Source organism: Amycolatopsis halotolerans (assembly GCF_042647905.1).
GTDB lineage: Bacteria > Actinomycetota > Actinomycetes > Mycobacteriales > Pseudonocardiaceae > Amycolatopsis > Amycolatopsis halotolerans.
The window spans coordinates 57630-83527 of record NZ_JBHRWI010000020.1 but is presented as its reverse complement, the minus strand read 5'-3'; the positions used below and the strand labels follow the sequence as shown (position 1 = coordinate 83527).

The 25898-nt window shown below is 68.7% G+C and carries 28 protein-coding genes and 2 pseudogenes; 11 read left to right on the top strand and 19 right to left on the bottom strand.

Translation table 11 applies throughout. The features are described from left to right. Positions 1–56: 56 nt before the first annotated feature. The 3 genes from ACFORO_RS15405 to ACFORO_RS15395 all read right to left on the bottom strand — a co-directional run bounded on the left by ACFORO_RS15405 (position 57) and on the right by ACFORO_RS15395 (position 2702). Positions 57–893: a patatin-like phospholipase family protein gene (locus ACFORO_RS15405; RefSeq protein WP_377868027.1), complete on the bottom strand. Its 837-nt coding sequence runs from the start codon at positions 891–893 to the stop codon at positions 57–59. 30 nt (positions 894–923) lie between these two features. Then, a complete protein-coding gene (locus tag ACFORO_RS15400; RefSeq protein ID WP_377868028.1) occupies positions 924–1745 on the bottom strand; it encodes a helix-turn-helix domain-containing protein in 822 nt (273 codons plus the stop codon). Between the two features lie 75 nt (positions 1746–1820). Next, a complete protein-coding gene (locus ACFORO_RS15395) occupies positions 1821–2702 on the bottom strand; it encodes a phosphoribosylaminoimidazolesuccinocarboxamide synthase (RefSeq protein WP_354746050.1) in 882 nt (293 codons plus the stop codon). A 47-nt stretch (positions 2703–2749) separates the two neighbouring features. Here ACFORO_RS15395 and ACFORO_RS15390 point away from each other — a divergent pair, with 47 nt between their 5' ends. Then, positions 2750–3544, top strand: coding sequence for an SAM hydrolase/SAM-dependent halogenase family protein (locus ACFORO_RS15390; protein ID WP_377868029.1), 795 nt, complete (start codon positions 2750–2752; stop codon positions 3542–3544). Here the strand turns inward: ACFORO_RS15390 and ACFORO_RS15385 are convergent. Next, positions 3427–4314, bottom strand: a complete 888-nt coding sequence (locus tag ACFORO_RS15385; RefSeq protein WP_377868030.1) for an MOSC domain-containing protein — start codon at positions 4312–4314, stop codon at positions 3427–3429. The two genes, ACFORO_RS15390 and ACFORO_RS15385, sit on opposite strands and share 118 nt — an antisense overlap. 14 nt (positions 4315–4328) lie before the next feature. Between ACFORO_RS15385 and ACFORO_RS15380 the strand changes: the two genes are divergently transcribed. Beyond that, entirely contained in the window at positions 4329–4811 is a 483-nt protein-coding gene (locus tag ACFORO_RS15380; RefSeq protein WP_377896588.1) for an NUDIX domain-containing protein, read from the top strand. Here the strand turns inward: ACFORO_RS15380 and ACFORO_RS15375 are convergent. The 7 genes from ACFORO_RS15375 to ACFORO_RS15345 all read right to left on the bottom strand — a co-directional run bounded on the left by ACFORO_RS15375 (position 4771) and on the right by ACFORO_RS15345 (position 11283). Beyond that, positions 4771–5511: an amino acid ABC transporter ATP-binding protein gene (locus ACFORO_RS15375; protein WP_377868031.1), complete on the bottom strand. Its 741-nt coding sequence runs from the start codon at positions 5509–5511 to the stop codon at positions 4771–4773. The genes ACFORO_RS15380 and ACFORO_RS15375 overlap by 41 nt on opposite strands. Next, positions 5508–6248, bottom strand: coding sequence for an amino acid ABC transporter permease (locus tag ACFORO_RS15370; protein ID WP_354746060.1), 741 nt, complete (start codon positions 6246–6248; stop codon positions 5508–5510). Before ACFORO_RS15370 ends, ACFORO_RS15375 begins: the two co-directional genes overlap by 4 nt. 4 nt (positions 6249–6252) lie before the next feature. Continuing rightward, the gene (locus tag ACFORO_RS15365; RefSeq protein WP_377868032.1) at positions 6253–7014 is read right to left on the bottom strand and encodes an ABC transporter substrate-binding protein; all 762 of its coding nucleotides are present in this window, start codon (positions 7012–7014) and stop codon (positions 6253–6255) included. A 20-nt stretch (positions 7015–7034) separates the two neighbouring features. Beyond that, positions 7035–7838: an ABC transporter substrate-binding protein gene (locus ACFORO_RS15360; protein WP_354746064.1), complete on the bottom strand. Its 804-nt coding sequence runs from the start codon at positions 7836–7838 to the stop codon at positions 7035–7037. Between the two features lie 145 nt (positions 7839–7983). Then, on the bottom strand, positions 7984–9411 hold the full coding sequence (gene purB / locus ACFORO_RS15355) for an adenylosuccinate lyase (protein WP_377868033.1): 1428 nt from the start codon (positions 9409–9411) through the stop codon (positions 7984–7986). Between the two features lie 34 nt (positions 9412–9445). Then, positions 9446–10594, bottom strand: a complete 1149-nt coding sequence (dgoD, locus tag ACFORO_RS15350) for a galactonate dehydratase (protein WP_377868034.1) — start codon at positions 10592–10594, stop codon at positions 9446–9448. An 8-nt stretch (positions 10595–10602) separates the two neighbouring features. Next, positions 10603–11283 carry an SDR family NAD(P)-dependent oxidoreductase gene (locus ACFORO_RS15345; protein WP_354740889.1) on the bottom strand — a complete coding sequence of 227 codons (681 nt, stop codon included), beginning with the start codon at positions 11281–11283 and terminating at the stop codon, positions 10603–10605. Between the two features lie 80 nt (positions 11284–11363). On the opposite strand from ACFORO_RS15345, the gene ACFORO_RS15340 reads away from it, so the two are divergent. The 3 genes from ACFORO_RS15340 to ACFORO_RS15330 are packed head-to-tail and all read left to right on the top strand — an operon-like array spanning position 11364 to position 13668. After that, entirely contained in the window at positions 11364–11978 is a 615-nt protein-coding gene (locus tag ACFORO_RS15340; RefSeq protein WP_354740887.1) for a bifunctional 4-hydroxy-2-oxoglutarate aldolase/2-dehydro-3-deoxy-phosphogluconate aldolase, read from the top strand. Beyond that, entirely contained in the window at positions 11975–12961 is a 987-nt protein-coding gene (locus ACFORO_RS15335; protein WP_377868035.1) for a lactonase family protein, read from the top strand. Before ACFORO_RS15340 ends, ACFORO_RS15335 begins: the two co-directional genes overlap by 4 nt. Beyond that, on the top strand, positions 12958–13668 hold the full coding sequence (locus tag ACFORO_RS15330) for a FadR/GntR family transcriptional regulator (RefSeq protein ID WP_377868036.1): 711 nt from the start codon (positions 12958–12960) through the stop codon (positions 13666–13668). The genes ACFORO_RS15335 and ACFORO_RS15330 overlap by 4 nt, the downstream gene beginning before the upstream one ends. On the opposite strand, the gene ACFORO_RS15325 is transcribed toward ACFORO_RS15330, so the two are convergent. Further along, a complete protein-coding gene (locus tag ACFORO_RS15325; protein WP_377868037.1) occupies positions 13644–14576 on the bottom strand; it encodes a GlxA family transcriptional regulator in 933 nt (310 codons plus the stop codon). The genes ACFORO_RS15330 and ACFORO_RS15325 overlap by 25 nt on opposite strands. A 72-nt stretch (positions 14577–14648) precedes the next feature. On the opposite strand from ACFORO_RS15325, the gene ACFORO_RS15320 reads away from it, so the two are divergent. Further along, complete coding sequence (locus tag ACFORO_RS15320; protein WP_377868038.1) at positions 14649–15305, top strand: HD domain-containing protein; 657 nt, start codon at positions 14649–14651, stop codon at positions 15303–15305. A gap of 14 nt (positions 15306–15319) precedes the next feature. After that, entirely contained in the window at positions 15320–15733 is a 414-nt protein-coding gene (locus ACFORO_RS15315; protein ID WP_377868039.1) for a RidA family protein, read from the top strand. A 6-nt stretch (positions 15734–15739) separates the two neighbouring features. Here the strand turns inward: ACFORO_RS15315 and ACFORO_RS15310 are convergent, their stop codons facing one another. Genes ACFORO_RS15310 through ACFORO_RS15300 form a run of 3 tightly spaced genes read right to left on the bottom strand, consistent with a single transcriptional unit; the run spans position 15740 to position 17580 of the window. Beyond that, the gene (locus tag ACFORO_RS15310; protein ID WP_344266380.1) at positions 15740–16351 is read right to left on the bottom strand and encodes a TetR/AcrR family transcriptional regulator; all 612 of its coding nucleotides are present in this window, start codon (positions 16349–16351) and stop codon (positions 15740–15742) included. A gap of 37 nt (positions 16352–16388) precedes the next feature. Further along, positions 16389–17078, bottom strand: a complete 690-nt coding sequence (locus ACFORO_RS15305; RefSeq protein ID WP_377868040.1) for a hypothetical protein — start codon at positions 17076–17078, stop codon at positions 16389–16391. Beyond that, a complete protein-coding gene (locus tag ACFORO_RS15300) occupies positions 17071–17580 on the bottom strand; it encodes a SigE family RNA polymerase sigma factor (protein WP_354740876.1) in 510 nt (169 codons plus the stop codon). The genes ACFORO_RS15305 and ACFORO_RS15300 overlap by 8 nt, the downstream gene beginning before the upstream one ends. Before the next feature lie 141 nt (positions 17581–17721). On the opposite strand from ACFORO_RS15300, the gene ACFORO_RS15295 reads away from it, so the two are divergent. Together ACFORO_RS15295 and ACFORO_RS15290 are read left to right on the top strand one after the other, a co-directional pair. Further along, a complete protein-coding gene (locus ACFORO_RS15295; protein WP_377868041.1) occupies positions 17722–18738 on the top strand; it encodes a threonine aldolase family protein in 1017 nt (338 codons plus the stop codon). A gap of 16 nt (positions 18739–18754) precedes the next feature. Further along, on the top strand, positions 18755–19336 hold the full coding sequence (locus ACFORO_RS15290) for an HAD family hydrolase (RefSeq protein WP_377868042.1): 582 nt from the start codon (positions 18755–18757) through the stop codon (positions 19334–19336). 68 nt (positions 19337–19404) lie between these two features. Here the strand turns inward: ACFORO_RS15290 and ACFORO_RS15285 are convergent, their stop codons facing one another. Then, complete coding sequence (locus tag ACFORO_RS15285; RefSeq protein ID WP_344266394.1) at positions 19405–19590, bottom strand: hypothetical protein; 186 nt, start codon at positions 19588–19590, stop codon at positions 19405–19407. Positions 19591–20008: 418 nt separating this feature from the next. On the opposite strand from ACFORO_RS15285, the gene ACFORO_RS15280 reads away from it, so the two are divergent. Then, complete coding sequence (locus ACFORO_RS15280; RefSeq protein ID WP_377868043.1) at positions 20009–21184, top strand: S53 family peptidase; 1176 nt, start codon at positions 20009–20011, stop codon at positions 21182–21184. Positions 21185–21349: 165 nt separating this feature from the next. Beyond that, on the top strand, positions 21350–22327 hold the full coding sequence (locus ACFORO_RS15275) for a hypothetical protein (protein ID WP_377868044.1): 978 nt from the start codon (positions 21350–21352) through the stop codon (positions 22325–22327). A 98-nt stretch (positions 22328–22425) separates the two neighbouring features. On the opposite strand, the gene ACFORO_RS15270 is transcribed toward ACFORO_RS15275, so the two are convergent. The 3 genes and pseudogenes from ACFORO_RS15270 to ACFORO_RS15260 all read right to left on the bottom strand — a co-directional run. Beyond that, positions 22426–23592: a pyridoxal phosphate-dependent aminotransferase gene (locus tag ACFORO_RS15270; RefSeq protein ID WP_377868045.1), complete on the bottom strand. Its 1167-nt coding sequence runs from the start codon at positions 23590–23592 to the stop codon at positions 22426–22428. 41 nt (positions 23593–23633) lie between these two features. Next, positions 23634–23849, bottom strand: a pseudogene (locus ACFORO_RS15265) (transglycosylase SLT domain-containing protein); the annotation flags it as partial. Between the two features lie 1800 nt (positions 23850–25649). Next, positions 25650–25886: pseudogene (locus tag ACFORO_RS15260) on the bottom strand (WXG100 family type VII secretion target); the annotation flags it as partial. Positions 25887–25898 lie beyond the last annotated feature (12 nt).

Sequence of the window (25898 nt, the reverse complement as noted above, 5' to 3'; positions counted from 1 at the left end):
GTGGATGGCTCGCCGAGCCAGAGATCAGCAGTGCGCCGCCGCGCAGCGTGCCAACCTCACTCCCACACCACCCCTCCCTGTTGTCCCTGCGCCAACCCGGCCGCCGCTGCCGCAGCGCGGGTTCCTGGGTCCAGTGGGTTCGGGCCGATCGCCGCGACCGAAGCCTCGTCCGGTTCCAGGACCGCGACCTTCGAGCCTGCCTCGCGGAGGTCTGCCAACACCTGTTCTAACGGACGTTCCGTCGGGAAGGCTTCCGCCGCGCCCATCGGAACCACCACCGTCACCTGGGTGAAACCCGTTGCGTAGTCGGCATTCGCGGAGGAACGGACGCCACCGTCGACATACCGCTTGCCGTTGATCGGCACCACCGGCCAGATGCCGGGCACCGCGCAGCTTGCCGCTACCGCAGCGACCAGCGGGACGCCGGACGCGCGGTCGAAAACCGCCGGTTCACCGGTTTCCGCTTCCACCGCAACGATCTTCATCGCACGTTCGGGCCAATCGTGGGACGGCAGGCGGGATTCGATCACCGCGCGCCGCCGCGGTTCCGGGACGGTTTTCGCGGCCAGGGCGTATTTTCCCATCTCCCGGCGGATTTCCGCCGCGGTGCTGCCCTCGGCCAGCACCGCGGCGAACTCCTCGCCGAACTTTTCCGGGTCGAACTCGGCCGCGATCTCCGCCGCTTGCAAGGACGGGTCGGTCTGCCGCGCGTACAACTGCGGCAACGGCAATCCGCTGCCCAGCTGCGCCGCCACGGCCGCGCCCGCCGACGTGCCGATCAGCACGTCGGCTCCGGTTACGTCCTGGCCCGCTTCCGCCAGCCCGGCCAGCAATCCGGTCGTCCACGCGATCCCGGCGACGCCACCGCCGCCCAACACCAAAGCTCGGCTCATGCCGCTCCTTTCACCGGTGCCCACTCTGCCCTAGGGCACCGACAATTTCCGGAGCGCCGACTCAAGCAGGGCGTCCGTCTCGGGAATCGGCAGGGCCAGCTCCAGCAACGTTTCCGCCACCTCGCGGTATTTCGCCACCCGCGCGGGACTCGAGCTGCTCGCGCTCTCCCGCAGCAACCGCTCGTGGACGATCGACGGCAGGTCCGCGAAATCGAAAATCGTGAACCCCCTGCCCAGATCGGGGTGCCGGTCCGCCGGGACCACTCGCACCTCGGCCTTGCCTTCCGCCAACCGCTCGCGCAGGTGCCACAACTGCTCCGCCATCGCGTCCGCGCCGCCGATCCTCTTGTGCAGCGCCGTTTCCCCCAGCACCAGCACACACCGTGCGCCCGAATCGAGCACCGCTCGCCGCGACAACCTCTCAGCTACGCACGCGTCCACTTCGTCCGCGACAGCGCCCGAAGCACCCGACAGCAGCGCTCGCGCGTACCCGCTCGTCTGCAACAACGGCGGCACCACCTCCGGCTCCCAGCCGAACACCGCGTCCGCCGTGCGCTCCCACTCCAGGTACGGCTCTTCTCCGCCGCTGTCTATCCAGTCCTGCTCTCGCGCTCCTCGCGCCATCTCCACTATTCGCCTGCGGTCCGGCCCGATCACCCTGCAGTGCGCCAGTACCGCTCCGATGTCCTCCGGCTTCGGCAGCCGCAGTCCTCGTTCCCAATTCGTCACGAAACCAGGCGTCATCCCCAGCAACCGGGCCAACTCTCTTACGCCCAGTCTTCTTCTCTCCCGCGCCGCGCGTAGCTCCAGGCCCAATGCCCTCGCGCGCGGTGTTGCGTACGGTGTGGTCATGGTTGCAGTGTGTCAGGGGGTGCCGACAGTTTTCGGGGTTCTCTCCCCCCTGGCACCTTCGCTCTTTCCCCTGTCCTACAGCCACTCCTCCAGCGACAACCCCGTCATCCTCTCGTACGCCTCCACGTACCTTCCCCTCGTCGCCTCCACCACTTCTTCCGGCAACGGCGGCGGCTGCACGTTCGACGCCCTGTCCCAGCCCGACTCCGGCCCCGTCAGCCAATTGCGCACGTACTGCTTGTCGAACGACGGCTGCACCCTTCCCGGCTCGTACCCCTCCGCCGGCCAGTACCGCGACGAATCCGGCGTCAGCACTTCGTCCGCCAGCACCAGCGCGCCCGTCTCGTCCACGCCGAACTCGAACTTCGTGTCCGCCAGCAGGATTCCGCGCTTCGCCGCCACTTCCGCGCCACGGCGGTACACCGCGAGCGTCGCCTCGCGTAGCTCCTCCGCGCGCTTCGCACCGATAGTCGCGACCACTGCGTCGAACGAAACGTTCTCGTCGTGCTCGCCGAACGCCGCCTTCGTCGCGGGCGTGAAGATCGGCGACGGCAGTTTCGAGGCCTCGACGAGACCTTCAGGCAGCTCTACGCCGCACACTGCGCCCGTACGCTGGTAGTCCGAGTATCCGGAACCCGTGAGGTACCCGCGCGCGACGGCCTCCACGGGAAGCATGTCGAGACGGCGTACGAGCAGCGCGCGTCCGCGTACCTCGGCAGGGATGCGCGGGTCGTCGTACGCGACAAGGTGGTTCGGGATCAGGTCCGACAGCTGCTCGAACCAGAACACGCTCATCGCCGTGAGCACGCGGCCCTTGTCGGGGATAGGCGTGTCCAGGATGAAGTCGTAGGCGGAGATGCGGTCCGAGGTGACCAGCAGCAGGTGGTCGTCTCCGACCGCATACAGGTCCCGGACTTTTCCAGCGGCGATCTTCGGGTAATCGGCGAGCGTCGTCACTGCTGCACCCTAACCCGACGGCCGTCACTACGAGGATGATGCAGGTCATGGCCTACCGCTGGATCTCGTTCACTTCCGACTACGGGCTGCACGACGGCTTCGTGGCCGCCTGCCACGGGGTCATCGCCGGCATCGCGCCCGACGTACGCGTTCTCGACGTGACTCACCTCGTACCGCCGCAGCAGGTGCGCTCAGGCGCGGCGGTACTCGCGCAGACCGTGCCGTCGCTGCCTAAGGCCGTACACCTCGCTGTCGTCGACCCAGGCGTCGGTACAGAGCGTCGCGGCATCGTGGTGGTCGCGACGCACGGCATCTTGGTCGGCCCGGACAACGGTCTGCTGTTACCCGCCGCAGAGGCGCTAGGCGGCGTGTACGCGGCGTACGTGATCGATGTGCGCACGCCGACGTCCGCGACCTTTCACGGCCGAGACATCTTCGCCCCTGTTGCTGCGAAGCTTGCCCTCGGCGCACACCCCGGCTCCTTCGGCCTCGCCATTCGCGACCTGGTGCGACTGCCGGAACCGCTGATCGCAGCGTTCCCGGGCAAGCTGGTCTCGGACGTGCTGACTGTCGACCATTTCGGCAACGTCCAGCTCGCCGCCACCCCCGCCGACCTCGATCTAACCGGGTTGACCGGTGAGGTCACGGTGCACAGCGAGCACGTCGCGGTGTCCGCCGCGCTCGGTCGGACCTTCGCCGACGTGCCCCGCGGCGCGAACCTCGTCTACACCGACTCGGCGGGCAAGCTGGCCGTCGCGGTCAACGGCGGCTCGGCGGCTTCGGTGCTGCGGATCGGGCCGGCTGAGGAATGCACCATCACTGCGTCGCCGACCGCCAGCTGACCGGGCCGGGTCACCGCCGCCTTCATGCCGAAGAGGACGCCGCCGTCGGGGTCGCGGTGGTACGCGGCGAGCGAGCGAATCGGCTCCGGGCCGGAGCGCTTGCCGGTTTCCTGGTCGACCATCGGCACCGCGCAACGGACGCACAGCTTCGCGTAGGCGAACTCGGCCCCGCCGGCTTCCATCCGCCGGACGGAGTCCTCGGCGTGCGGTTCCGCCCAGCCGCGGATCACGAGGTTCGGCCGGAAGCGGTCCATCGGCACGGGTTCGGCTCCGCGTTCGGCGATTCGTTCGTTCAGGTGGTCCAAAGAGGACTCGGAGATCACGAGGATCGCGTGCCCGTCGGCGAACCTCGCGGTGCCGGGGGTTTCGCCGCTCGTCACCCGGTCGTGTTCGGGTGTGACGCCGAGGAGCACCGAGGGCTGGCCGACGACGGTGGAGAACCACTCGGCGGCGTCGGCACCCTGGTGGACGCCCTCGCCGGTCCAGTTGAAGGTGGCCGCGGGGTGCCGTTGGCCGTCCTTTTGGACCTCGATGGTCAGGTCTTCGATCCCCGGCGCGGACAGAGTGAGGCGGGTGCCGCCGTCCAAGATACGAGGTCGGATGGCGGCCATGATCGGGGAGCGGCGCTGGCTGCGGAAGTCGCCGTCGGGGGCGGTGACGATGAATTCGCGGTCGTGCGCGAGACCTGCCGGGGTGACGTCGGCGGACTGGACTGTCGTGCCCGCGCAGCCTTTGACCGGGTAATACGTGAGCTGCGAGATCGTCCCCATGAGGTTCACGGTACCTGTTCGTCCGAAGGGGACTGGGGCGCACGATCCCGCACGGGACCGCGCGACGCCGGTATCCTGCGCCGTCCTATAAGGACAGTTGGGACATACCCGGCGGGGTGTGCGACGCGGGCGAGCCGCCGTGGCGCACGGCGCGCCGGGAACAAGCCGAGGAAATCGGGATCGATCGCCCGCTCGGCCCGCTGCTGGTCATCGACTACGCGCCGGACGACGGCCGGATGCCGGAAGGACTCGCGTTCATCTTCGACGGCGGGCGAACCTCCGCCGAGGAGACCGGCCGCCTCACCCTCACCGATCCGGAGATCCTGGCCGTCCATTTGCTGCCGATCGACGAGGCAGCTCAACGAGTAGCACCGTCGCTGGCCCGGCGGCTCCGAGTTGCCTGGGAAGCCGCGCGGGCCGGCGAGCGGTTCGTTCTCTGCGAGGACGGTCAGCCGCTCACAGCACCTGCGACAAGAACTGCTGCAACCGAGGACTAGCCGGTGCCTCGAACACCTGCTGCGGCGTCCCCTGCTCCACGATCCGTCCCGCGTCCATGAACGCGACCTCGTCGGCCACACTCCGGGCGAAACCCATCTCGTGGGTGACCACGATCAGAGTGAGACCCCGCGAAGCCAGCCCAGCCATCAGGTCCAGGACGCCCTTCACCAGCTCCGGGTCCAGCGCGCTCGTCGCCTCGTCGAAGAGCATCACCTCCGGTTCCATCGCCAGCGCTCGGGCGATCGCCACCCGCTGTTGCTGGCCGCCGGAAAGCGCGGCTGGGCGGTACGGGGCCTTATCCGCAAGCCCGACTTCCGCCAGCCGCGCCCGGGCGACCTCAATCGCGTCCTCTTTGGACAGACCGCGCACGCTGCGCAGCGGCAGCACGATGTTGTCCAGCACGCTTCGATGCCCGAAAAGGTTGAAGTGCTGGAACACCATCCCGACGCGCTGGCGCAGTGCGTCCGGATCCGAGGCGATGACGCTCTCCCCGTCCAGCAGCAGGTCGCCGCTATCGGGTTCCTGCAGGCGGTTCACGCAGCGCAGCAAGGTCGATTTGCCGGAACCGGACGGGCCGATCACGCACGTGGTGCTCCCGCTCGGCACCTTCAGGTTCACCCCGCGCAAGACCTCCAGCGTCCCGAATCGGACGTGGATGTCCTTCAGTTCCACCGAAGACGAACGAATCGCTGTACTCATACCGTCCCACCCGCGAGCATTTCGTTGCTCTCCGCGGTCACCTTGCGACCGGTCTGCAGCCGCTTGTCGATGTAGTTCACCAGGTGCGTCAGCGGAACCGTGATCACCAGGTAGACCACCCCGGCGGCCACCAGCGGCGACAAGTTGCCCGTGTTCGCCGCGAGGTCCTGGCCGATGCGGAACAGTTCCCGTTGCGAGGTAAGGAAACCGAGGAAGTACACTAGGGTCGAGTCCTTCACCAGCGCGATGAACTGGTTCACCAGCGCGGGCAGCACCCGCCGCACACCCTGCGGGATCACCACCAGCAGCATCGCCTTGGAATAGCTCATGCCGAGCGCGCGGCTCGCCTCCAGCTGTCCCTTGTCGACGCTCTGGATACCGGCGCGGAAGATCTCGCCGATGTAGGCGGCGGCGATCAGGCTCAGCGCGGCGATGCCCAGCGGGTACGGGTTGTTGCCCACCAAACCGCGGGCGAGCAGACCGACGCCCTGTCCGATCACGAGGATCGTCAGGATCGCGGGCAGGCCACGGAAAATGTCCGTGTACACCCGCGCGGGCCAGCGCAGCCAGCGTTTGGTGGAGAGACCCATCACCGCGAGCACCATGCCGAGCAGGGTTCCGATGACAGCCGCCGCCACCGACAGAATCAGGGTGTTCAGCAGGCCGGTCTTGAGCAGGTCCGGGAAAACTTCCCAGATGTACTGCCAGTTCAGGAAAGTGTCGAAAAACTGATCCATCAGGCTACTTCGTCTTGAAGTCCGCGGGAACCGGAATGCTCGGCTCGAACTGCTGGTGCACCTTCGCCCAGGTGCCGTCCGCGACGGCCTTCTTGATGCCGTCGTTCAGCTTGGCCAGCAGGTCGGTGTTGCCCTTGCGCACCGCGTACCCGTGCGGAATGTTGGTGGTGATCGCCTTGGTGACCTTCAGCTCGGGGTTCTTCGTCGCGTAATCCTCCGCGGACACCTGGTCGAATACCGCGCCGTCGATCGCCGACGACTTCAGCGCGCTCAGCGCCGCCGCGTCGTTCGGGAACCGGACCGCCTGCGCCTTCGGCGCGTTCGAGGCGAGCCAGGTGTCCGACACCGTGCCCTGCACCACGCCGATCCGCTTGCCGGACAACGAGTTCTCGTCCGTGATGCCCGCGGCCGGTTTCGCCTCGATGCCGAGCGACTGGTAGTTGTACGGATCGCTGAACGCCACCGTCTTCTTGCGCGCGTCGGTCTGCGCGATCGCCGAACTGCCGATGTCGAACCGGCCGTTCGCGACGCTGCCGAGCAGTGCCGAGAAATCGGTCGCCACGAATTCCAGCTTCAAGCCCTCTTTCGCGGCGATATCCTTCAGCAACGCGTTGTCGAAGCCGGTGAATTCACCGTTCTCCTGGTACGCGTTGGGCCGGGAATCGCTCAGCGTGCCGACCCGCAGGGTCTGGTCGCCGTCGCCACCGCACGCGGTGAGACCGGCGACCAGTGCCGCGGTGACGGCGGTGACGATCAGTTTTTTCATCCCACCAGTGTGCCCCGGCATCAGGAGTTCGCCACCGGGAGGCCCGGGCCGCCCTTCTCCAGCTCCTTCGCGACCGGAGCCTCCTTGAAGAACTGCGCGTGCAGCCGGGCCGCGGTGCCGTCGGCGATCGCCTTGGCCAGGCCGTCGTTGATCTTCTTCAGCAGCTCGGGGTTCGACTTGGCGACCGCGAAGGCGGACGGGGTGTCCTTGTCCGCGACGGTGTAGCCGAACTCGAGCGGGAGAGTCGGGTTCTGGTCGATGTACTTCTGCCCGATGTCCTTCGGCACGACCCAGCCGTCGAGACCGCCGGTCTTCAGCTGCGCGAAACCGGCGTTGTAATCCGGGAACCGGACCACCTGCGCGCCGGCGAGCTTGCCGGCGAACTCGTCCTGCACCGAACCCTGCACGACGCCGACCCGCTTGCCCGCGAACGAGTTCGCGGCGGGCAGCGCGGCGCCCTTCTTGCTGACGACGGTGGTGAAGCTGGAGTCGTAGCCGTTGCTGAACGCCACGGTCTTCTTGCGCGCGGCGGTCGCGGAGATCGTCGAGCTGCCGATGTCGAGCTGGCCGCCCGCGACCTTGGCGAGCAGGCCGGAGAACTCGGTGCCGACGAAATCGACCTTGAAGCCCTCGCGCTTGGCGATGTCCCGCAGGAGTTCGTTGTCGTAGCCGGTGAACTGGCCGTTTTCGAGGTAGATGCTGGGCGGGGCGTCGGTGAGGGTGCCGACGCGCAGGGTTTCCCCGGAAGCGTCCGAGGATCCGCACGCCGTAAGGCCCGCGGTGGCGGCGACAACGACGGCGAGCGTGCTGAGGATCTTTCTCATGACTTCTTCCTGAATATCCGGGGTGCGCAGACAAGAAGCGCCAGGCCGCGGGGTGGCGGCCTGGCGCTTCCGGGTTCGGCACGAAGACTAAAAGCTTCGCCCGATCGAGTAATGCCGTCTCAGCACGTGGACGGCGTGCGCGCACTCACAGAATCGGCTGCGGCGCGTACGCCGCGGCGTCCGGGAATCGCTTCAGCACGTCCTCGACACGCGCGGCGACTTCTTCGACCTGACGCGGGGCGACGCCGGTGAACGAGATCCGGTCGGCGAGAAGTTCGTCCAGGTCAGCGCGGTCGAGCGGGAGGCGTTCGTCGGCCGCGAGCCGGTCGAGGAGGTCGTTCTCCGCGCCGCGTTCGCGCATCGCGAGGGCGACCCCGACGGCGTTCTCCTTGATGGCCTCGTGAGCCGTCTCACGCCCGACGCCCCGGCGCACCGACGCCATGAGCACCTTCGTGGTCGCGAGGAACGGGAGATAGCGATCAAGCTCACGCTCGACCACGGCCGGGAACGCGCCGAATTCGCCGAGCACGGTGAGGAAGGTTTCGAGCAGGCCGTCGAGCGCGAAGAAGGCGTCCGGCAGCGCGACGCGGCGCACCACGGAATCGGAGACGTCACCCTCGTTCCACTGGTCGCCGGCCAGCTCGCCGATCATCGACAGGTAACCGCGCAGCACGACCGCGAGACCGTTGACGCGCTCGCAGGAGCGGGTGTTCATCTTGTGCGGCATGGCCGACGACCCGACCTGGCCCGGCTTGAAGCCCTCGGTGACCAGCTCGTGCCCGGCCATCAGCCGGATCGTCTTGGCGAGGCTGGACGGCGCGGCGGCGAGCTGGACCACAGTGGACAGCACGTCGAAGTCGAGCGAACGCGGGTACACCTGGCCGACGCTGACGAACCGGTTGCCGAAGCCGAGGAACTCGGCGATCCGCGATTCCAGCTGGTCCAAAGTGGACTCGTCGCCGAGCAGGTCGAGCATGTCCTGCGCGGTGCCGACCGGCCCCTTGATGCCGCGCAGCGGGTAGCGCTCGATCAGGTTGTCCAGCCGGGAGAACGCCACGAGCAACTCGTCGGCGGCGGTCGCGAAGCGCTTGCCGAGCGTGGTCGCCTGCGCGGCGACGTTGTGCGAGCGGCCGGCCATCACCAGGTCGGAGTGCTCGACGGCCAGCACGGCCAGCCGCGACAGCACCGCCGCGACGCGGGCGCGGACCAGTTCCAGCGAGCGCAGCTGCTGCAGCTGCTCGACGTTCTCGGTGAGGTCGCGCGAGGTCATGCCCTTGTGCACGTGCTCGTGCCCGGCGAGTGCGTTGAACTCCTCGATCCGGGCCTTCACGTCGTGCCGGGTGACGCGCTCGCGGGCGGCGATCGATTCGAGGTCGACCTGCTCGACCACGCGCTCGTAGTCTTCGACCACGCCTTCGGGCACCTCGACGCCCAGCTCGGCCTGTGCCCGCAGCACGGCGAGCCACAGCCGCCGCTCGAGCACGACCTTGCGTTCGGGCGACCAGAGCGCCACCAGCTCAGGCGAGGCGTAGCGGGCGGCGAGCACGTTCGGAATGCTGGGCTTGAGCGTCACGGGGCCACGATACCTGCGCAGGTCAGCGGGGCGGTCACCACTCCGTGAGGCTGCCGTCGGGAAGCCGCCACACCGGGGACCGCCAGGCGTGGCCGGTTTCATCAGCGCGACGCACGGCCTCCTCGTCCACCTCGATACCGAGGCCAGGCGCGGTCGGCCGCGCGGCATACCCGTCGACGAAGCGGAACAGCGCGTCGTCGGCGAGATACGCGACCGGCTCGCGGCCGTCGTGGTAGTGCATGCCCAGGCTTTGTTCCTGGATCAGGAAGTTCGGCGTCGCGAACGCCACCTGCAGCGCGGCGGCCAGCGAGATCGGGCCCAGCGGACAGTGCGGGGCGAGGTTCGCGCCGTACACCTCGGCCAGCGCGGCGATCCGGCGCAGTTCCGAGATGCCGCCCGCGTGCGACGGGTCCGGCTGCACCACGGCGACGCCCGCGTCCAGCACCGGTTTGAATTCCCAGCGCGAGAACAGCCGTTCCCCGAGCGCGATCGGGACCGTCGAGGCTTCGACCACCGATTTCACCACGTCGGCGGACAGTTCCGGCAGGACTGGCTCCTCGACGAACATCGGCTGTACTTCTTCGAGCATCTTCACCAGCCGTCGCGCCATCGCGGGCGAGACGCGGCCGTGGAAGTCGATCGCCAGGTCCCGGTCGGGGCCGAGCGCTTCCCTGGCCTCCCTGGCGCGGGCCAGTGCCGCCTGAGCCTCGGCGGGCGTGGCGATCGGCCCGAGAGGACCGGCGACGTTCATCTTCACCGCGGTAAAACCACGCTCGACCTGTGCGGACACCGCGTTGAAGATCCCTGACGGACGGTCTCCGCCGACCCACGAATACACCCGCACGCGATCGCGTACCGGGCCGCCGAGCAGCTCGTGCACCGGGGCGTTCCGTGCCTTGCCCGCGATGTCCCACAGCGCCTGGTCGAACCCGGCGAGCGCGCTGGACAGCACCGGTCCGCCGCGGTAGAAACCGCCGCGGCGCAGGACCTGCCAGTGGTCCTCGATGCGCAGCGGATCCTTCCCGATGACCAGCTCGGCCAGCTCGTGCACGGCGGCGCGGACGGTCCCGGCGCGGCCTTCCACGACCGGTTCGCCCCAGCCCGCGATGCCCTCGTCGGTGCTGACTTTCAGGAACAACCAGCGCGGCGCGACGAGGAACGTCTCGATCCCGGTGATCTGCACCTTGTCTCCTAAGCAGAATCTTTCGCGGCCGACCAGCCGCCATCGACGGTCAGCTCGGCACCCGTGACGAACGACGCCGCGGGCGAGAGCAGGAACGCGATCACCGCGGCGATTTCGGCCGGATCGCCGAGCCGTCCGGCGGGTGTCGCGCGGATGCTGCGTGCGCGGTCTTCCGCGCTGATCCGGCCCCACGCCTCGGTTTCGACCGGACCGGGAAGCACCGAATTCACCCGCACCTCCGGCGCGTACTCCACGGCCAATTGCCGGGCCAGAGACACCAAAGCGCCTTTGCTGGCCGCGTAAGCCGGGTGGCCGGGCAAGCCGAATCGCGCGTGTACGGAGGAAACGAGCACCACGGAGCCGCGCCGAGAGCGCAGCGAAGGCAGGCAGGTCCGGACGGCCAGGTACGACGCGGTGAGGTTCACGTCCAGCTGTCGTTGCCATTGCGCGCGATCGGTTTCGTGCAGTGGGCCCAAAGTCGGCAGGTACGCGTTGCTGACCACGGCGTCGACTTCGCCCGCAAGATCGAGAACACGTTGCCACGTCTCGTCTTCGGTCACGTCGCCTTGCACGCCGCCGGGCACCGGGGCGAGGTCGACGCCGATCACCCGATAGCCGTCGGCCTCGAGACGGCGGGCGGTCGCGGCTCCGATCCCGGACGCCGCACCGGTCACCACGGCAGTGCGCATGGTTGGCAAGCATGCCGGGATGCCCGCGACCCCGTCAAGAATAATTAGTAATTTATAATTTGCCTGCTAGGCTGGCCGGCATGGGATACCGGTGGGAGATCACGCGCGAAGCGGTTCGCCAGGGCGTCGTCGGGATCGTGCGGACAGCGGACGCCGCCTCGGCCGTCGCCGCCGCACGGGCAGTGCTCGACGCCGGGTTGAAGTCGGTCGAAGTCCCGCTCACGAACGCGGGTGCGCTCGTCGCGATCGAGGAACTGACTGCCGCGTATCCGGACGCCACGATCGGAGCGGGCACAGTGCTCGACGAATCGTCCGCGACGGCCGCGATCCGGGCAGGGGCCCAGTTTCTCGTGTCGCCGTCGCTGCACACCGAGGTGTTGCGTACCGCTCATCGGTACGGCGTCGCGGCGCTGCCGGGCACCGGTTCGGTCACCGAAATCGTGCGCGCGATGGAGGAAGGTGCCGACGCCGTAAAGGTTTTCCCAGCTTCCGCGCTCGGTCCGCAGTGGATTAAGGACGTACGCGCCGCACTTCCGCAGGCCCCGCTGGTGCCGACGGGTGGAATCGCTCCCGAGGACGTGCCACGCTGGCTCGACGCGGGCGCGGTCGCCTGCGGGATCGGGTCGGCGCTGACCCGTGGTTCGACTGAGGACATCCGGGCCAGAGTGGCCGCATTGGTGAGGGAGAGCTCGTGAGCGACGTCGTACTCGTCGGCTGCCGTACCGCCGAAACCGGCGGAAACGGCACGGGAATCGCGGTTTTCCGGCGCTCCGGCAGCGAGCTGACGGCGGAATCGACGTTGCCGATGGTGTCGCCGACCTGGCTGGCCCAGCATCCCGCGCTGCCGATGGTGTACGCGGTCAACGAGACGAGCTACGGCGAGGTCACCTCCGTTTCGGTCGCCGACGGCCTGGTCGCGCTCGACGTGGTCGAATCCGGTGGAGCCAGCCCGTGCCACCTCGCGGTGACGCCGAACGGCCGATTCCTGTTGTGCGCCAACTACGGCGGCGGCAGCCTGGCCGTGTTCGCCCTGCGCGCGGACGGCCGGATCGACGGCCGCACCGACCTGGTGCAGCACACCGGCAGCGGGCCGCGCGCCGACCGGCAGGAAGGCCCGCACGTCCACATGGCGGTGTCGTCAGCGGACAGTTCCGTGGTGAGCGCCGTCGACCTCGGCACCGACGAGATTCGCAGCTACACGCTGTCCCCGGAAGGAAAGCTGACTCCGCTGGCCGTTTCGTCGCTGCCGCCGGGAACGGGTCCGCGGCAGCTCGTGCGCGGCCAGGACGGAATCGCTTACGTGGCAGGAGAACTGTCCGGCGAGCTGATCACGATGCGGGAGACTTCTCCGGGAGCGTTCGAGTTCGTCGCGGCGACTCCGGCGACGGCGGCCGGCGGTGAATCCCTGGTGGCGCACCTGGAAGTGCTCGATTCCGGGATCTACCTGTCGAACCGCGGCCCGGAATGCATCACGTCTTTCGCCGGAGATCCGCTGCGCGCGACCGCCGATCAGCCGTGCGGCGCGTACCCGTGGAACTTCGCGGTGGCGGACGGAACGTGCTACACCGCCGCGTTCCGGGACGACGTCATTTCCGTCTTTCCGTTGAAGGACTTGGGAAACGCGGAGGTCCGCAAGTATCCGACCGGCTCCCCGACGTGCGTGCTCCCGCTCCGGTGACCGACCATCGCCCTCGCGGCCTGCACGGACAGACCGTGGAAACGCTCGCCGCACGCATTCTGTCCGGCGAATGGCGCGAGGGCATGGTGCTGGACCTTCCCGCACTGCGCGAGGAGCTGGACATCAGCCTCACCGCGCTGCGCGAAGCGTTGAAAGTGTTGGCAGCAAAGGGAATGATCGGCGCGCGACAGAAGCACGGCACGTTCGTGCAACCGCGCGAGAGCTGGCAGCTTCTCGACGCCGACGTCATGCGCTGGCAAACCACCGCACGCGGAAACGCTGGCTTGCTGGACGAATTGGCCGAAGTGCGCGCCGTGGTCGAACCCGCCGCGGCACGAATGGCCGCGGAACGCGCGACTGCCGAAGACCTTGCTGCGCTGATGTCCGCGCTCGACGCGATGGTGGCGGCACCGGATCTGGAGGCGAGTGTCGAGGCCGATCTGGCATTCCACCGCGGTCTGCTGACCGCCGCGCACAACAACTTCCTGCTCCAGATCGAACGCGTCATCGCGATCGGCCTGGCGGAGCGGGACAAACTCGTCCACAGCGCCGGTCCCACCGACGACCCGGTGCCGAGTCACCGCCGGGTACTGGACGCTATCGCCGCGCACGACCCGGTCGGCGCGGAGACCGCGATGCTGGAACTGCTGGTGAAATCGGCCGCCGACGCGAAGCGGACGGGTCAGGAAGTGAAAGCCCGCCGGTAAGCCGTCGGCGTGGTCCCGAGTACCCGCCGAAAGTGCAGCCGCAGGTTGGCCGGGGTGCCGAGACCGCAGTCGCGCGCCACCCGGTCCACTGAATGATCCGTGGACTCCAGCAGTTCCCGCGCCTTGCCGAGCCGCGCGTTGAGCAGCCACTGCAACGGCGTCGTCCCGGTTTCCTCGGCGAAGCGGCGCAGGAAAGTCCGCTGCGACATCTCCGCGTGCCGGGCGAGCAGGCGGATGCTGAGCGATTCGTCCAGTCGCTGCAACGCCCATTCCCGCGTGGCGGACAGCGAAGCGTCGCCAGCGTCCGCGAGCGGAGCGGGGACGTACTGCGCCTGGCTGCCTTCCCGATGCGGAGCGGCGACCAGTCCGCGTGCGATCCGGTTCGCGACCGCGGCACCCAGGTCGCGGCGCACGATGTGCAGGCACAGGTCGATGCCGCAGCACACGCCAGCCGAGGTGAGCACGTCGCCTTCATCGACGTAGAGGACATCCCGATCGACCTGGACCGACGGGTACCCCCGCTCGAATTCGTCGATATATTCCCAATGCGTCGTGGCGCGCAGGCCGTCGAGAATTCCGGCCGCGGCCAGCGCGAACGCGCCGGTGCAGATAGACACCACTCGCCGTCCCCGGTCGCGCGCCTCGGCCAGCAGCTCGACGGCCGCTTCCGGAGTCTCCCGGATCGGGTCGTAGCCCGGCACGATCACTGTGTCCGCCGCGCGCAGCTCCTCGATGCCGCCTTCGGCCGCCAGGTCAAATCCGGCGTTGGTCGCGACCTTCGGACCGAGCGCGCACAACGTCATCTCGTAATGCGTTTGCGGCCGGGCGTGAAACACCTGCGCCGGGATCGCCAGGTCGAGCGGGAGAACCCCGTCGAGCGCCAGCACCGCGACTCGATGCACCGTCATGGCAAGATTCTATCGAAGTACGGCAAACTTGCCACTCGCCAGGTCAGGGCGTTGCGGGCCAGGGTTGAAGGCATGACCGAACTCCTACCGGACGCGGTTGCCACCCTGCCGCCGACTCCGCTCGCGGACGCCGTCATCGAGGTCGTCCGACCGCTGGAATCGCTGTCGGTCTTCAACCACAGCGTCCGCACTTACCTGTTCGCCCGGCTGGTCGCCGACCGGCTCGCCCTGTCCGGCTACGACGACGACCTGCTCTTCGCCGCGTGCGTGATGCACGACATCGGCGTGGCACCGGACGGCCCGCACGTGGAACGCTTCGAGGTCGAAGGCGCTGAACGCGCGGCCGGATTCCTTGTCAAACAAGGGATTCCGGTCGCGGACGCCGACGAGGTCTGGCAGGCCATCGCCCTGCACACCTCCCCGGGCATCGTGGAGCACCGGGGCCAGCTGTGCGTGCTCGTCCACGCCGGGGTCGCCGTCGACTTCGGCGGCCCGATCGGCTCCGAATACGTCGAAGCCGTCACCGACGAGCAGGCCGCGACGATCCACGCCGCTTACCCCCGGCTGGAGATGGTCCGCTCGCTCACCGACGCGATCGTCGCGCAGGCGGCGAAAAACCCGAAGAACGCGCCCGTGCCGTCCACTCCCGCTGATTTCTTGCGCGAGCGTGCGGCCGACGGCGAAACCCGGCTGGAGCGTGCTGCCCGCACCTCGCGCTGGGGCAACTGAGAAAGGAATCCCCCATGCACTCCGTCACAATCCCCGAGGACTCCGAGGTTTTCGGACCGTCCGGGGCGTCCGCCTTCTCCCGCTTCGGCTACTCGGCCGCGGTCCGCGCGGGAAACCTCCTGTTCATCGCGGGGACGATCGGCCGCCGCCCGGACGGGGCCATCGCGGAAACCATCGAGGAACAGACCGAGATCGCGCTCCGCCGGATCGAGGAAATCCTTCGCCTGGAGGGCCTCGACCTCTCCGCGCTGGTCGACATCACGAGCTATCACGTCGACATCCACCAGCACCTGCCCGGTTTCCTGGAGGCCAAGCAGCGCCTCGTGACCGCCGAGCCTTACCCGGCGTGGTCGATGATCGGCGTCAGCGGGCTCGCCAGCCCGGGGCTGCTGATCGAGATCCGCGCCACCGCGGCGTACCCGGACTGACTGTCCTCAATGGACGCCAGCGGACTCCGCGAGCGCGGTCCGCAGCATCCGCCCGGCCGCGGCGCGCGGGGCCGGGTCGACCGCGATCAGCGCGTTGACCACAGCCCCGTCCACCAGCGCGACCAGCCGGTCCAGCTCGTCCTTGGCCACCGGCGTCCCGGAGCGGGCGAAGATCTCCGTCAGCAGTTCGTTGAGCTGCTGGGACAACGTCCGCATCAACGGCCGCAGGTACGGCCGCCGGCCCGTGGCGACCAGGCGTTCGTAGCGCAGCAGGACCGCCTCGGCGTCGGCTTCCGGGTCGCCGCTCTGCGGGCCGAGCAGCATGTCCAGCACGAGTTCCACGGTCGCCTGCACGCCCCGGTTCCGGGTCGTCAGGTCGTCGAGCTGCCGTCGCCCGTTGGCCAGTTCGGTCTGCCCGTGGTGTTCCACCGCGGCGGTGACGAGCTCTTCCAGCGAGTCGAAGTAGTACGTCGTGGACGCCAGCGGCAGGCCGGCCCGCTCGGCGACGGCCCGGTGCCGGACCGCGTCGAAGCCGCCCTCGGCCAGCAGCTCAGCGGCGGCTTCGACGAGCGCTGCCCGTCGTCGCTCGCCCTTGGGGGTGGTGGCTGCTGCCGTCATGTCCGGTCATTCTGCCAGCCGCCCCGGAGGCCGCCGATCAGAACCGGGTGGCCAGCGAAGCGGCGAAGCGCGCCAGGTCGGTTGCGTACGGTGCCGGATGCCCGGACGTCCCCGGCACGCTGACCAGCACGAGAGTCCCACCGCTGCCGGTTTGCTGACGCACGGTGACGGCTCCGGCCGGTTGCGTGGGCACATTCACCGCGGCACCGCGGGCGAACACCGCCGCGCCGATCGTCCCGTCCGGAAGCGGGAACCCCGCGCCGCGCGACGACGTCGTACAGACGCTGCCTGGGGAAGCCTGCGCGGCGGTCAAGTGGCCTGGGAGCTCGCCAGCGAGGGCAGTGGCGAGCTCCCAGTCCACCCGTCCGCACCCGGAGGTGCCTTCGACCCGAGGGCCGGTCCTCCCGGTTTCGCCGGCTCCCTGCCGAGACGGCTGACCCGGGAAGTCATCCCCATTGCTGAAAGGACGCGCCGCCGACCCGCCGGGTTGCACCGGCGCGGCCGCGGAATTCGCCATCGAATCAGACTTCTCGCTCGAAATTCCGACAATTCCCCACGTGCCGAACCCGGCGACCACCGCCACGGCCGCCGCGCCCGCGGTGATCCGGTTGCGGCGGCGCACCGTCTCGCGCTTCGAGCGGCGCACCACGTCGTCGACCGAGAACGTCGGGGGCGGCACCTCGCCGGAAGCGGCGGAGAACAACGTCTCGGCTTCCCGCTCATCCATTGGTCTCCACCTCCCGTTCCAGCACCTGACGCAAGTTCGCCAGCCCGCGCGCCGTCTGGCTCTTGACGTTGCCTTCGCTGCAGCCCAGCGCGGTCGCCGCGGCTCCGACGTCGAGTCCGTCGAAGAACCGCAGCACCAGCACGGCCCGCTGCTTCGGCGGCACTTCCTTCAGCGCGGCGAGCAGGTCCTCGCGCGTCGCGACGCGTTCGGCGAGGCCAGGGCCGTCGTCCACGGGTTCCGGCAGCACTTCGGTCTGCCGCTCCCGCCGCCACGGCCGCCGGGACTCGTCGATGACCGCGCGCACGAGCGTCTTGCGCACGTACGCGTCGGTCGCCGCGCGGTCTCTGATCTTCTTCCACCTCCGGTGCAACGCGACGAACGCCGTCTGCGCGAGGTCGTCGGCTTTGTGCCAATCCCCGCACATCAGATAGGCCGTCCGGCGCACGGCGTCCCTCCTCGCGGCGAAGTACTCCGCGAACTCCTGTTCGTCGCGCTGGTCCACGCGCTTTGCAGCTCCGCTCTGGCCATGTCCGGTGAAGGGACGGATCCGGGGGCGTCCACGGTTGCACGTCCGGCCGGAGACGTTCCACCCCCCGCCGCATTGATGCCGCCCCCACCTGTGTGATGTGATCGGACTGTGACCATGACTGGGCAGCTGATCGACTTCCGTTCCGACACCGTCACCCGCCCGGACGCGATCATGCGCGCGGCCATGGCCGAGGCCGAGGTCGACGACAACGTCATCGGCACCGACCCGACCATCGCCGAACTGGAGCGCCGGGCCGCGCGGACGCTCGGCATGCCCGCGGCGCTGTGGACGCCGAGCGGGACGATGGCGAACCTGATCGCGCTGAGCGTCCACCTGCGGCGCGGCGACCGGTTCCTCGCCACCCGCGGCGCGCACGTGCTCACCAACGAACTCGGCTCGGCCGCCTGGCTCGCCGGCGGCATGCCGGACATCCTCGAACACGACGCGGGCCCCGGCCGGTGCCTGCCGGAGACGCTCGAAGCCGCGATCGGCAACCCCGGCCCGTACTTCGCGCTCCGCACCACGCTGCTGTGCCTGGAGAACACCCACAACGCGGCCGGCGGCGCGGTCACTCCGCCCGACGAGCACGCGCAGCTGCTGTCCGTCGCGAAGCAGGCCGGGCTCACCGTGCACCTCGACGGCGCGCGGATTTGGCACGCGGCCGTCGCGCTGCAGGTGCCGCCCGCCGCGCTGACCGTGGGCGTGGACTCGGTGTCGGCGTGCTTCAGCAAGGGCCTCGGCGCGCCGGTCGGCTCGGTCGTCGCGGGCAGTGTCGAGTTCGTCGAGCAGGCCCGCCGGATGCGGCAGATGCTCGGCGGCGGCGTACGTCAGGGTGGCGTGCTCGCCGCGGCCTGCCTGGTCGCGCTCGACCGCGTCGACGAGCTGGCCGAGACACACGAGTTCGCGAAGCGCCTGGCCGACGGCCTTTCCGAGCACGGCTGGGACGTGCGGACGCCGGATACCAATATCGTTCTGGCCGGGGTGCCGGACGTGCCGACCGCGCTGAACTGGCTCGGCTCGCTCGGCATCCAGGCTCTGCCCATGGCGGGCAAGGTCCGGTTCGTGACGCACCGGGACCTGTCGTCCGCTGACATCGCCGAAGCACTGCGCCGGATCAAGGCCGGTGCCTGAACCCTGGGGGACTCGGGTGACCAACTGGATCGTGTTCGACTACGGCGAGGTGCTCAGCGTCCGCACCGCCGCGGTGCCGAAGCTGGCCGCCGCCATGGGCGTCTCGCTCGAGACGTTCGAGCCGGTGTACTGGAGCGTGCGCGACCCGTACGACCGCGGCTGTCCTGACCTGGAGTACTGGACGTCGATCGGCGACCAGGTGGGCGCGAAGGTGGACGACGCGCTGTCGGCCGAACTGACCGCGCTCGACGTCGCTGGCTGGGGACAGCTCGCGCCGGGATCGCTGGACCTGCTGCAGTCGCTGTCCGACGCCGGAGCCTCGCTCGCGTTGCTGTCGAACGCGCCGTCGGCGTTCGGCGTCTGGGTGCGCGAGCAGGAGTGGGCGAAGCTGTTCAAGCACACACTGTTCTCCGGCGACGTGAAGGTCGCGAAGCCGGACGCCGAGATTTTCCAGCTGCTGCTGGACAAACTGGGTGCGAAGCCGGACGAGTGCCTGTTCTTCGACGACCGTCAGATCAACATCGACGGCGCCCGCGCGGTCGGACTCCGCGCACACCTGTGGGACGGCGCCGAAGCCGCCCGCGCGGCACTGGCCTGAGCTGCGAACGGCTCCCGCACCTTCCCGGTGCGGGAGCCGTCGTCTGCCTCAGGATGGTTCGGCGCCGGTCAGCGGCTGATGCGCTTCGACTGCTTCTTCCCGGTGATCGCCCCGTAGGCCGCGGTGCCCAGGAACAGCACCCCGCCGATGATGCCGATCCACAGCACGGCCTTGAACACGAAGCCGATCACTGACCCGAGCACCATGAAGGCGATCCAGGCCACGACGAGCGCTCCGACGATCTTCCAGAACATGGCTCCTCCGATGCCGTTTCCGCGCCACGTCGGCCCGGTGCCCTCCAGCGTGCCATCCGTGCGACGAAAACTCTCTACGCCAGCCCAACGTTCAGGGGGATCCCAGGGTTCCCCTGAGCCGCTTTCCTAGTCGTCTCGTCCAGCGGGTCCGGCTCGGGCTCCGCCGGAGCGGCTGGCTGGCAGGCCGATCTCGCGGCGACGCGCCCCAGCCGACGAACCCGGCGATGCGGCCCGCGGAGCAACCTGACCCCCTTGGTCACCGGACCGGCCGGACACCGGCCGAGACATCACGGAATGCGGTTTTTACGGCTTTACGACTGTCCGTTGAAAGGCACCTACTATCGGCCCGTTGTTCATTCGGCACCCCGGACCAATTATTAATGGTGAATTATTCACCACTGAGTCGGGAGCAAAATCAATGCGCAAGAAATTGATCGCAGGCGGTGTCTTCGCCGTCGCGCTCGCCCTCACCACCGGTGGAACTGCCACCGCGCAGCAGTTCTCCGCCGCCCCCGCGGCCACCGGTGGTCCGACGGTGAAAAACGCCTGTGCGCAGGTGCGCGCGGCAGGCCGCATGTCCTGCTTCGCACAGGTGCGCACCGACATCAAGCAGGCCCGGCGCGCCCCCGGCGCCGCCCCCTCCGGCTACGGCCCCGCAGAGCTGCAAGCCGCCTATCAGCTGAAGGCCGACGGCGGTGCGGGCCAGACGATCGCCGTCACCGAGTCCGGCGATTACCCCTCTCTCAAAGCAGATTTGGCCGCCTACCGCAAGCAGTTCGGATTACCCGCGGGCGACGTGCAGATCGTGAATGAAGACGGCCAGGAGAGCCCGCTGCCGGCCGCCGACCCGGACTGGGCCGTCGAGACCGCGCTGGACGTCGACATGATCGCGGCGACCGCGCCGAACGCCAAGATCCTCGTGGTCGAGGCCAATCAGGCCTCCACCGACGACCTGGGCAAGGCGGTGGACACCGCGGTAAAGCTCGGCGCGAAGTTCGTCTCCAACAGCTGGGGCGGCGACGAGTCCGAGGGGGGCGCGGGCGACGCGCACTTCAAGCACCCCGGCGTGGCGATCACCGCGTCCAGCGGTGACAGCGGCTACGGCGCGAGCTGGCCGGCGTCCTCCCCGTACGCCGTCGGCGTCGGCGGCACGACCCTGAAGAGCAGCGGCGGCTCGTACACCGAGACGGCGTGGAAGGGCGCGGGCTCGGGTTGCTCCAGCTACGCGGCGAAGCCCAGTTACCAGACCGACGCGACCGGCTGCGACAAGAAGGCCATCGCGGACGTCTCCGCGGTCGCCGACCCGGCCACTGGTGTCGCGGTGTATGACACCTTCCAGCAGAGCGGTTGGCAGGTCGTCGGCGGCACCAGCGCTTCGTCCCCGATCATCGCGAGCGTCTACGCCGACGCCGGCACCCCCGGTGCGCAGGACTGGCCCGCCCAGTACCCGTGGTCGCACACCGACCAGCTGACCGACGTCACCTCGGGCAGCAACGGCAGCTGCGACACCAAGCAGTGGTGCAACGCGGGCACCGGCTGGGACGGCCCGACCGGGCTGGGCACCCCGAAGGGCACCGCCGCCTTCACCAAGTAAGAATCGACAATTTCAGATAGTTCACCTTAATCGGGCATAATAGCGACCAGCGGTCGGGCGGAACAAATACGACGTTCCTCCCGATCGCTTGTCGTTACCTTTGTCTAGCCCCCTTCACTCGATAGGGTTCCGAACGAGGGAAGGCCGCAGCGGAGGTGACGCGCATTGACGCTCCACGAGTATTCGATTGCGCCGCACAGTCTCGATCAGCGGAATAACCTTGACTCCCTCGATCCGGGCGAACTCTCCTTCGCCGAAACACTGCGCGGCGCGATCGATGCCAGCGGCCTCACCCTGGAACGCATCCGGGCCAGGCTGACCGAGCGCGGAAGCCGGGTCAGCCTGGCGACGCTGAGCAACTGGCAGTCCGGCAGCCGCCAGCCCGAACAACGCCGGTCGATAGAAGCGGTGCGCCAGCTCGAGAACGTCCTCGAACTGCCGATGGGCAGGCTGTCCGGCAGGCTGGGACCGCCCCGGCCGAGGGGCAGGCAAGTCGCCGCCGAGGAGTCCGCCGCACCCGACGAGCAGTGGCTGGACTCCAGTGGACTGTCGGCGCTGATGACCGACGCCGACATCGCACCGCAGAGCGGACTGCGCCGGATCAGCTTGCACCTGCGCTGTCACCTCGACTCCGGCCGGGCGGTGCACCGGATCAGCTACCGGCACGTCCTGCGGGCCGAACGGGACGGCCTCAGCCACGACCTCAACCTGCTGGAACTCTCCCCTGGCACCCGCAGGCGGCCCACGCTCACCTCGACGCACAACTGCAGGCTGGGCCGCCAGTCGGTGAGCGAAGAGAAGCACCTGATGATCAACGAACTGCTCTTCGACAGTGCGCTCCGCCGCGGCGAAACCGTGGTCCTCGAGTACGAGATCGAGCTGTACCCCGAGCCGGGACAGCCGTCCGACAACAGCTGGACCGCCAGTTTCCGGCTGCCCATCCAGGAATTCCTGATCGAGGCCCAGTTCGGTCCCGGCGCCGTCCCAGTCCGCTGCCGGGAGGTCCGCCGCCCGTTCAGCGATCCGACCCCGACCGAACGACCGGTGCGCATCAGCGAATCGGCCAACACGCACGCCGTCATGCTCGGACTGCGCGCCGGGAGGTACGGGCTCGAATGGGACTGGCCCGAGCAGCACGACTGACCGGACCGCTCAAGCCCGCGCGGCGGAACCACGCTGCCTCGACGCACCAGCAGGTCAGCGGCCGATGGCCAGAGATCTCCGAGTTCCCCTGACCGGTTTCACCCCAGCCAGCCGCCGAGCCGGCGCAGCCCCTCGGTCACGTCCTCGGTCGCGCCCGCGAAGGAAAACCGCACGTAGCGGCCGCCGTCGACCGGGTCGAAGTCGATTCCCGGGGTGATCGCGAGACCGGTGTCGGCGAGCAGCCGCTGGCACCAGCTGAGGCTGTCGGTGGTGTGGTCGGAGACGTCGGCGTAGGCGTAGAACGCGCCGTCGGCGGGGGCGAGCTTGTCGAGGCCGATCTCGCGGAGACCGGCGAAAAGCAGGTCGCGGTTGCGCCGGTAATGCTCGACGTGCGCGTCCGCTTCGGCGTACGACTCCGGTGTGAACGCCGCGACCGCCGCGTACTGCGAAACCGCGGGCGGGCAGATGGTGAAGTTGCCGGTCAGGACGTCGACCGCGCGATGCAGCCGCTGCGGCACCAGCATCCAGCCGAGCCGCCAGCCGGTCATCGCGAAGTACTTCGAGAACGACCCGAGCACCAGCGCTTCCCGGCCGTACTGCCAGGCGCAATCGAGCTGCTTGCCATACGAGATGCCGTGGTAGATCTCGTCGCTGATCAACTGCACTCCGTGCGAAGCGCACCAGCCGGAAATCGCGGCCAGCTCACCCGGCGGCAACACGGTCCCGGTGGGGTTGCCGGGACTCGCGACGATGAGCCCGTCGATCGGCCCGAGCCGGTCGAGCTGCTCGACGGTCGGCTGGAAATTCGTCTCGGCGGTCGTGGCGAACTCGACGACCTCGCAGCCGAGGACGTTCAGCAGATTCCGGTACGCCGGATAGCCCGGACGGGCCATCGCGACCCGCGCGCCCGGGTCGAACGCGCTGAGGAACGACAGCAGGAAGCCGCCGGACGAGCCGGTGGTCATGACGACGTCGGACGCGGCCACGTCGATGTCGTAGGTGCGCCGGTAATGCCCGGCGACGGCTTCGCGCAGCTCAGGAATGCCGAGCTGCTCGGTGTAGCCGAGGGTGTGCTTTTTGAGGGCTTCCTGAGCGGCCTCAAGCACCGCCGCCGGGGCGGGCACGGACGGCTGCCCGGCGGCCAGCGAAATGAGGTCGCCGTGGCTGCGCTGCCGGGCCTGCGCCGCGGACAGCACGTCCATCACGTGAAAGGGAGGCACGCCTGCCCGCAACGCGGGCCCGCCGAAAGCACCGATGTCGACCATGCGGCCAGGCTAACCGGCGGAACCGCGTGCGGGGTGTGCCGTCAGTAACCGCGGTACGCGCCGCCGTGCGCCATCGCCGCGATGCCCGGGACGTTGGACATCGAGCCGTACCGGTCGAGCGAGTACCGGACTCCGGCGATGATGTTGTCGACCGGGTTGTAGATGTTGTCGTGCCCCGGCAACTTGTGCGCGTTGAACGTCGAGTCGATGCACTGCATCAGGCCCTTGGACGGATGGCCCGCCGCGGCGTTGGAATTGCCGGTGAGGAACAAATGATCGCCCTCCCTCGCCGTCCAGGTGCCCAGTTCAGTCGTAACGCACCAGACGTCACCCCTCCCGGCATTCTCTTCCCGGAGGAATGCGCCCGTGACGACCGGGTTGTTTGCTCGGACGGCGCCCTCGACCTGCCAGGTGCGGTGCTCCTTTGTTCGATCGATGTAGGAGACCCTAGGCCGGGCACCGGACAGGTAGACCGCCAGCGTGATCGCGTCGAGGACGTCACCCGGCGCTTGGTAGATCGTGACCTTGGGCTGGGTGTAGCCCGGACGGAAATGCCGGGTCCCCTCCGCGTCCGTGACCGCTTCCAGCCACGCGGCACGCTGATCAGCCGACATCGCCAGCACCTGGCTGAAAGCCTCTGACTTCGGATTCCCAGCCCGGCGCAGCAGATCGCGAGCGTAATCGTGGTCAAGGCGGAACTGGTGCCGCGGCCCGCAACCACCTCGATCGTCTACGTACTCCGCGTGCGGTACATCCGTCAGAAGTTCGCGAATCTTCGCGACCATCTCTGGCTTCGACTGAGCGATCGAGGCAGTCGGCCGGTGCTGGCGAGACTCGAGATGCCCGTCTCCGGCAATCCATCCAAGGATCGCAGCCTCGCGCACAGTCACCTCAAGCCCGGCCCCCGTGTCGGCAACCGCCGACAGGAGCAACCGATCCCGGCTGCCGACCTCGCTGGTCGTGACGAACCTGCCGTCAGTGGCGTACTCGGAGCGGGCCGGAGCCGACCGCACGCCATGGCGCTTGCGGCGGTGAACAGCAACGCCGTTAGCCGGTTGAACCGAAGCCCGCGGCACCCATCCGCATTCCGGGCACACCAGCGGACCCGCCGGTTTTGCCTCGGTGACCCGCGGGAAAGTGAGCCACCGGTGGTTCGGCGTCGTCGTGGCCTGCCAGCGAGTGTTGACCAGTCGCACAAGCGGTGCGTTCTCGTGGTGCACCACCCGGGTGATCTTGGTCCACTCGCTGCGCCGGGTGACCGGATTGAACCCGATGGTCTCGTCCCCGACCTTGACGTCGCGATGCTTCAGCATGCCCCGCCGAGTCAGCACCATCGTGTCGAGCGGCACGCAATCCCAGTTGTTGATCGCGTTCGGGTTGCCGCCGGACTCGTGCTGGATGATCGCCCAGATGTTCTTGATGTCCGCGTCGGTCACGTTCACGCCCGCGGCCTGCAGCGCCTTGATCGCTTCCTGGATCCACTGCTGAACGTTGCCGGGCGGAGGCGAAGAGGGCGGACCGCCGCTCGAGCCGAGACCGCCGCCGCCACCGGACGCACCGCCCCCGCCACCGCTGGCGCCGCCGCCACCGCCGTGATGACCGCCGCCACCGCCGCCGCCGTGGTGCAGACCGCCGGTGCTCTGCGGGACGGTGCCGTCCGAGTTGGGGAGCGGAACCTTCGAGTAGCCGCCCTCGATCTGCGTCTTCATCAGATCCTGCGACTTCTTGACCATGTCGTCGGCCTGCTTCAGCAGCGGGTCGATGGTCTGCTCGGCAGTCGTGGCGTCCGTTTGGTTGGCCTTGTTCGCGGCGTCGATGATCGACTGCGAGGTCGGGCTGGGCGGCGGGCCCTTCTTGTCCGACTTGTCGTTGGCGTACGCCGCCTCGGCCGCCTGCGTCTTCTGCGCTTTGTCCGACTCTTCCTTGATCCGCTTGTCGATATTCGTCTTGGCGGTGTTGAAGGCCTCGGTGACCTTGCTTTTGATCCCGCCGAGGTCAGACGACAGCTGCGTCAGGTCCTTGCCGACGTCGTCAAGATGCCCCTGCACCTTGTCGCCCGCCTTGGTGATCTGCGTGACGTACTCGACGAAGGAGTCCGCCGCCGGACCTTCCCACACTCCGCCTGCCAACGACTTCGTGGAATTGTTCAGCGCGGCACTGTGGTCGCCCGCCTGCTTCGCGGCGTCGGTGAACTGCTTCCCGGCGTCGCTGATCACGCCCGGGTTGATCTTGTCGACCTTCTTAGCTTTCTCGACAATGCCGTTCCAGTTCGGCGGATAGTCGATCAGCGCCATGCTCGTGCCCCC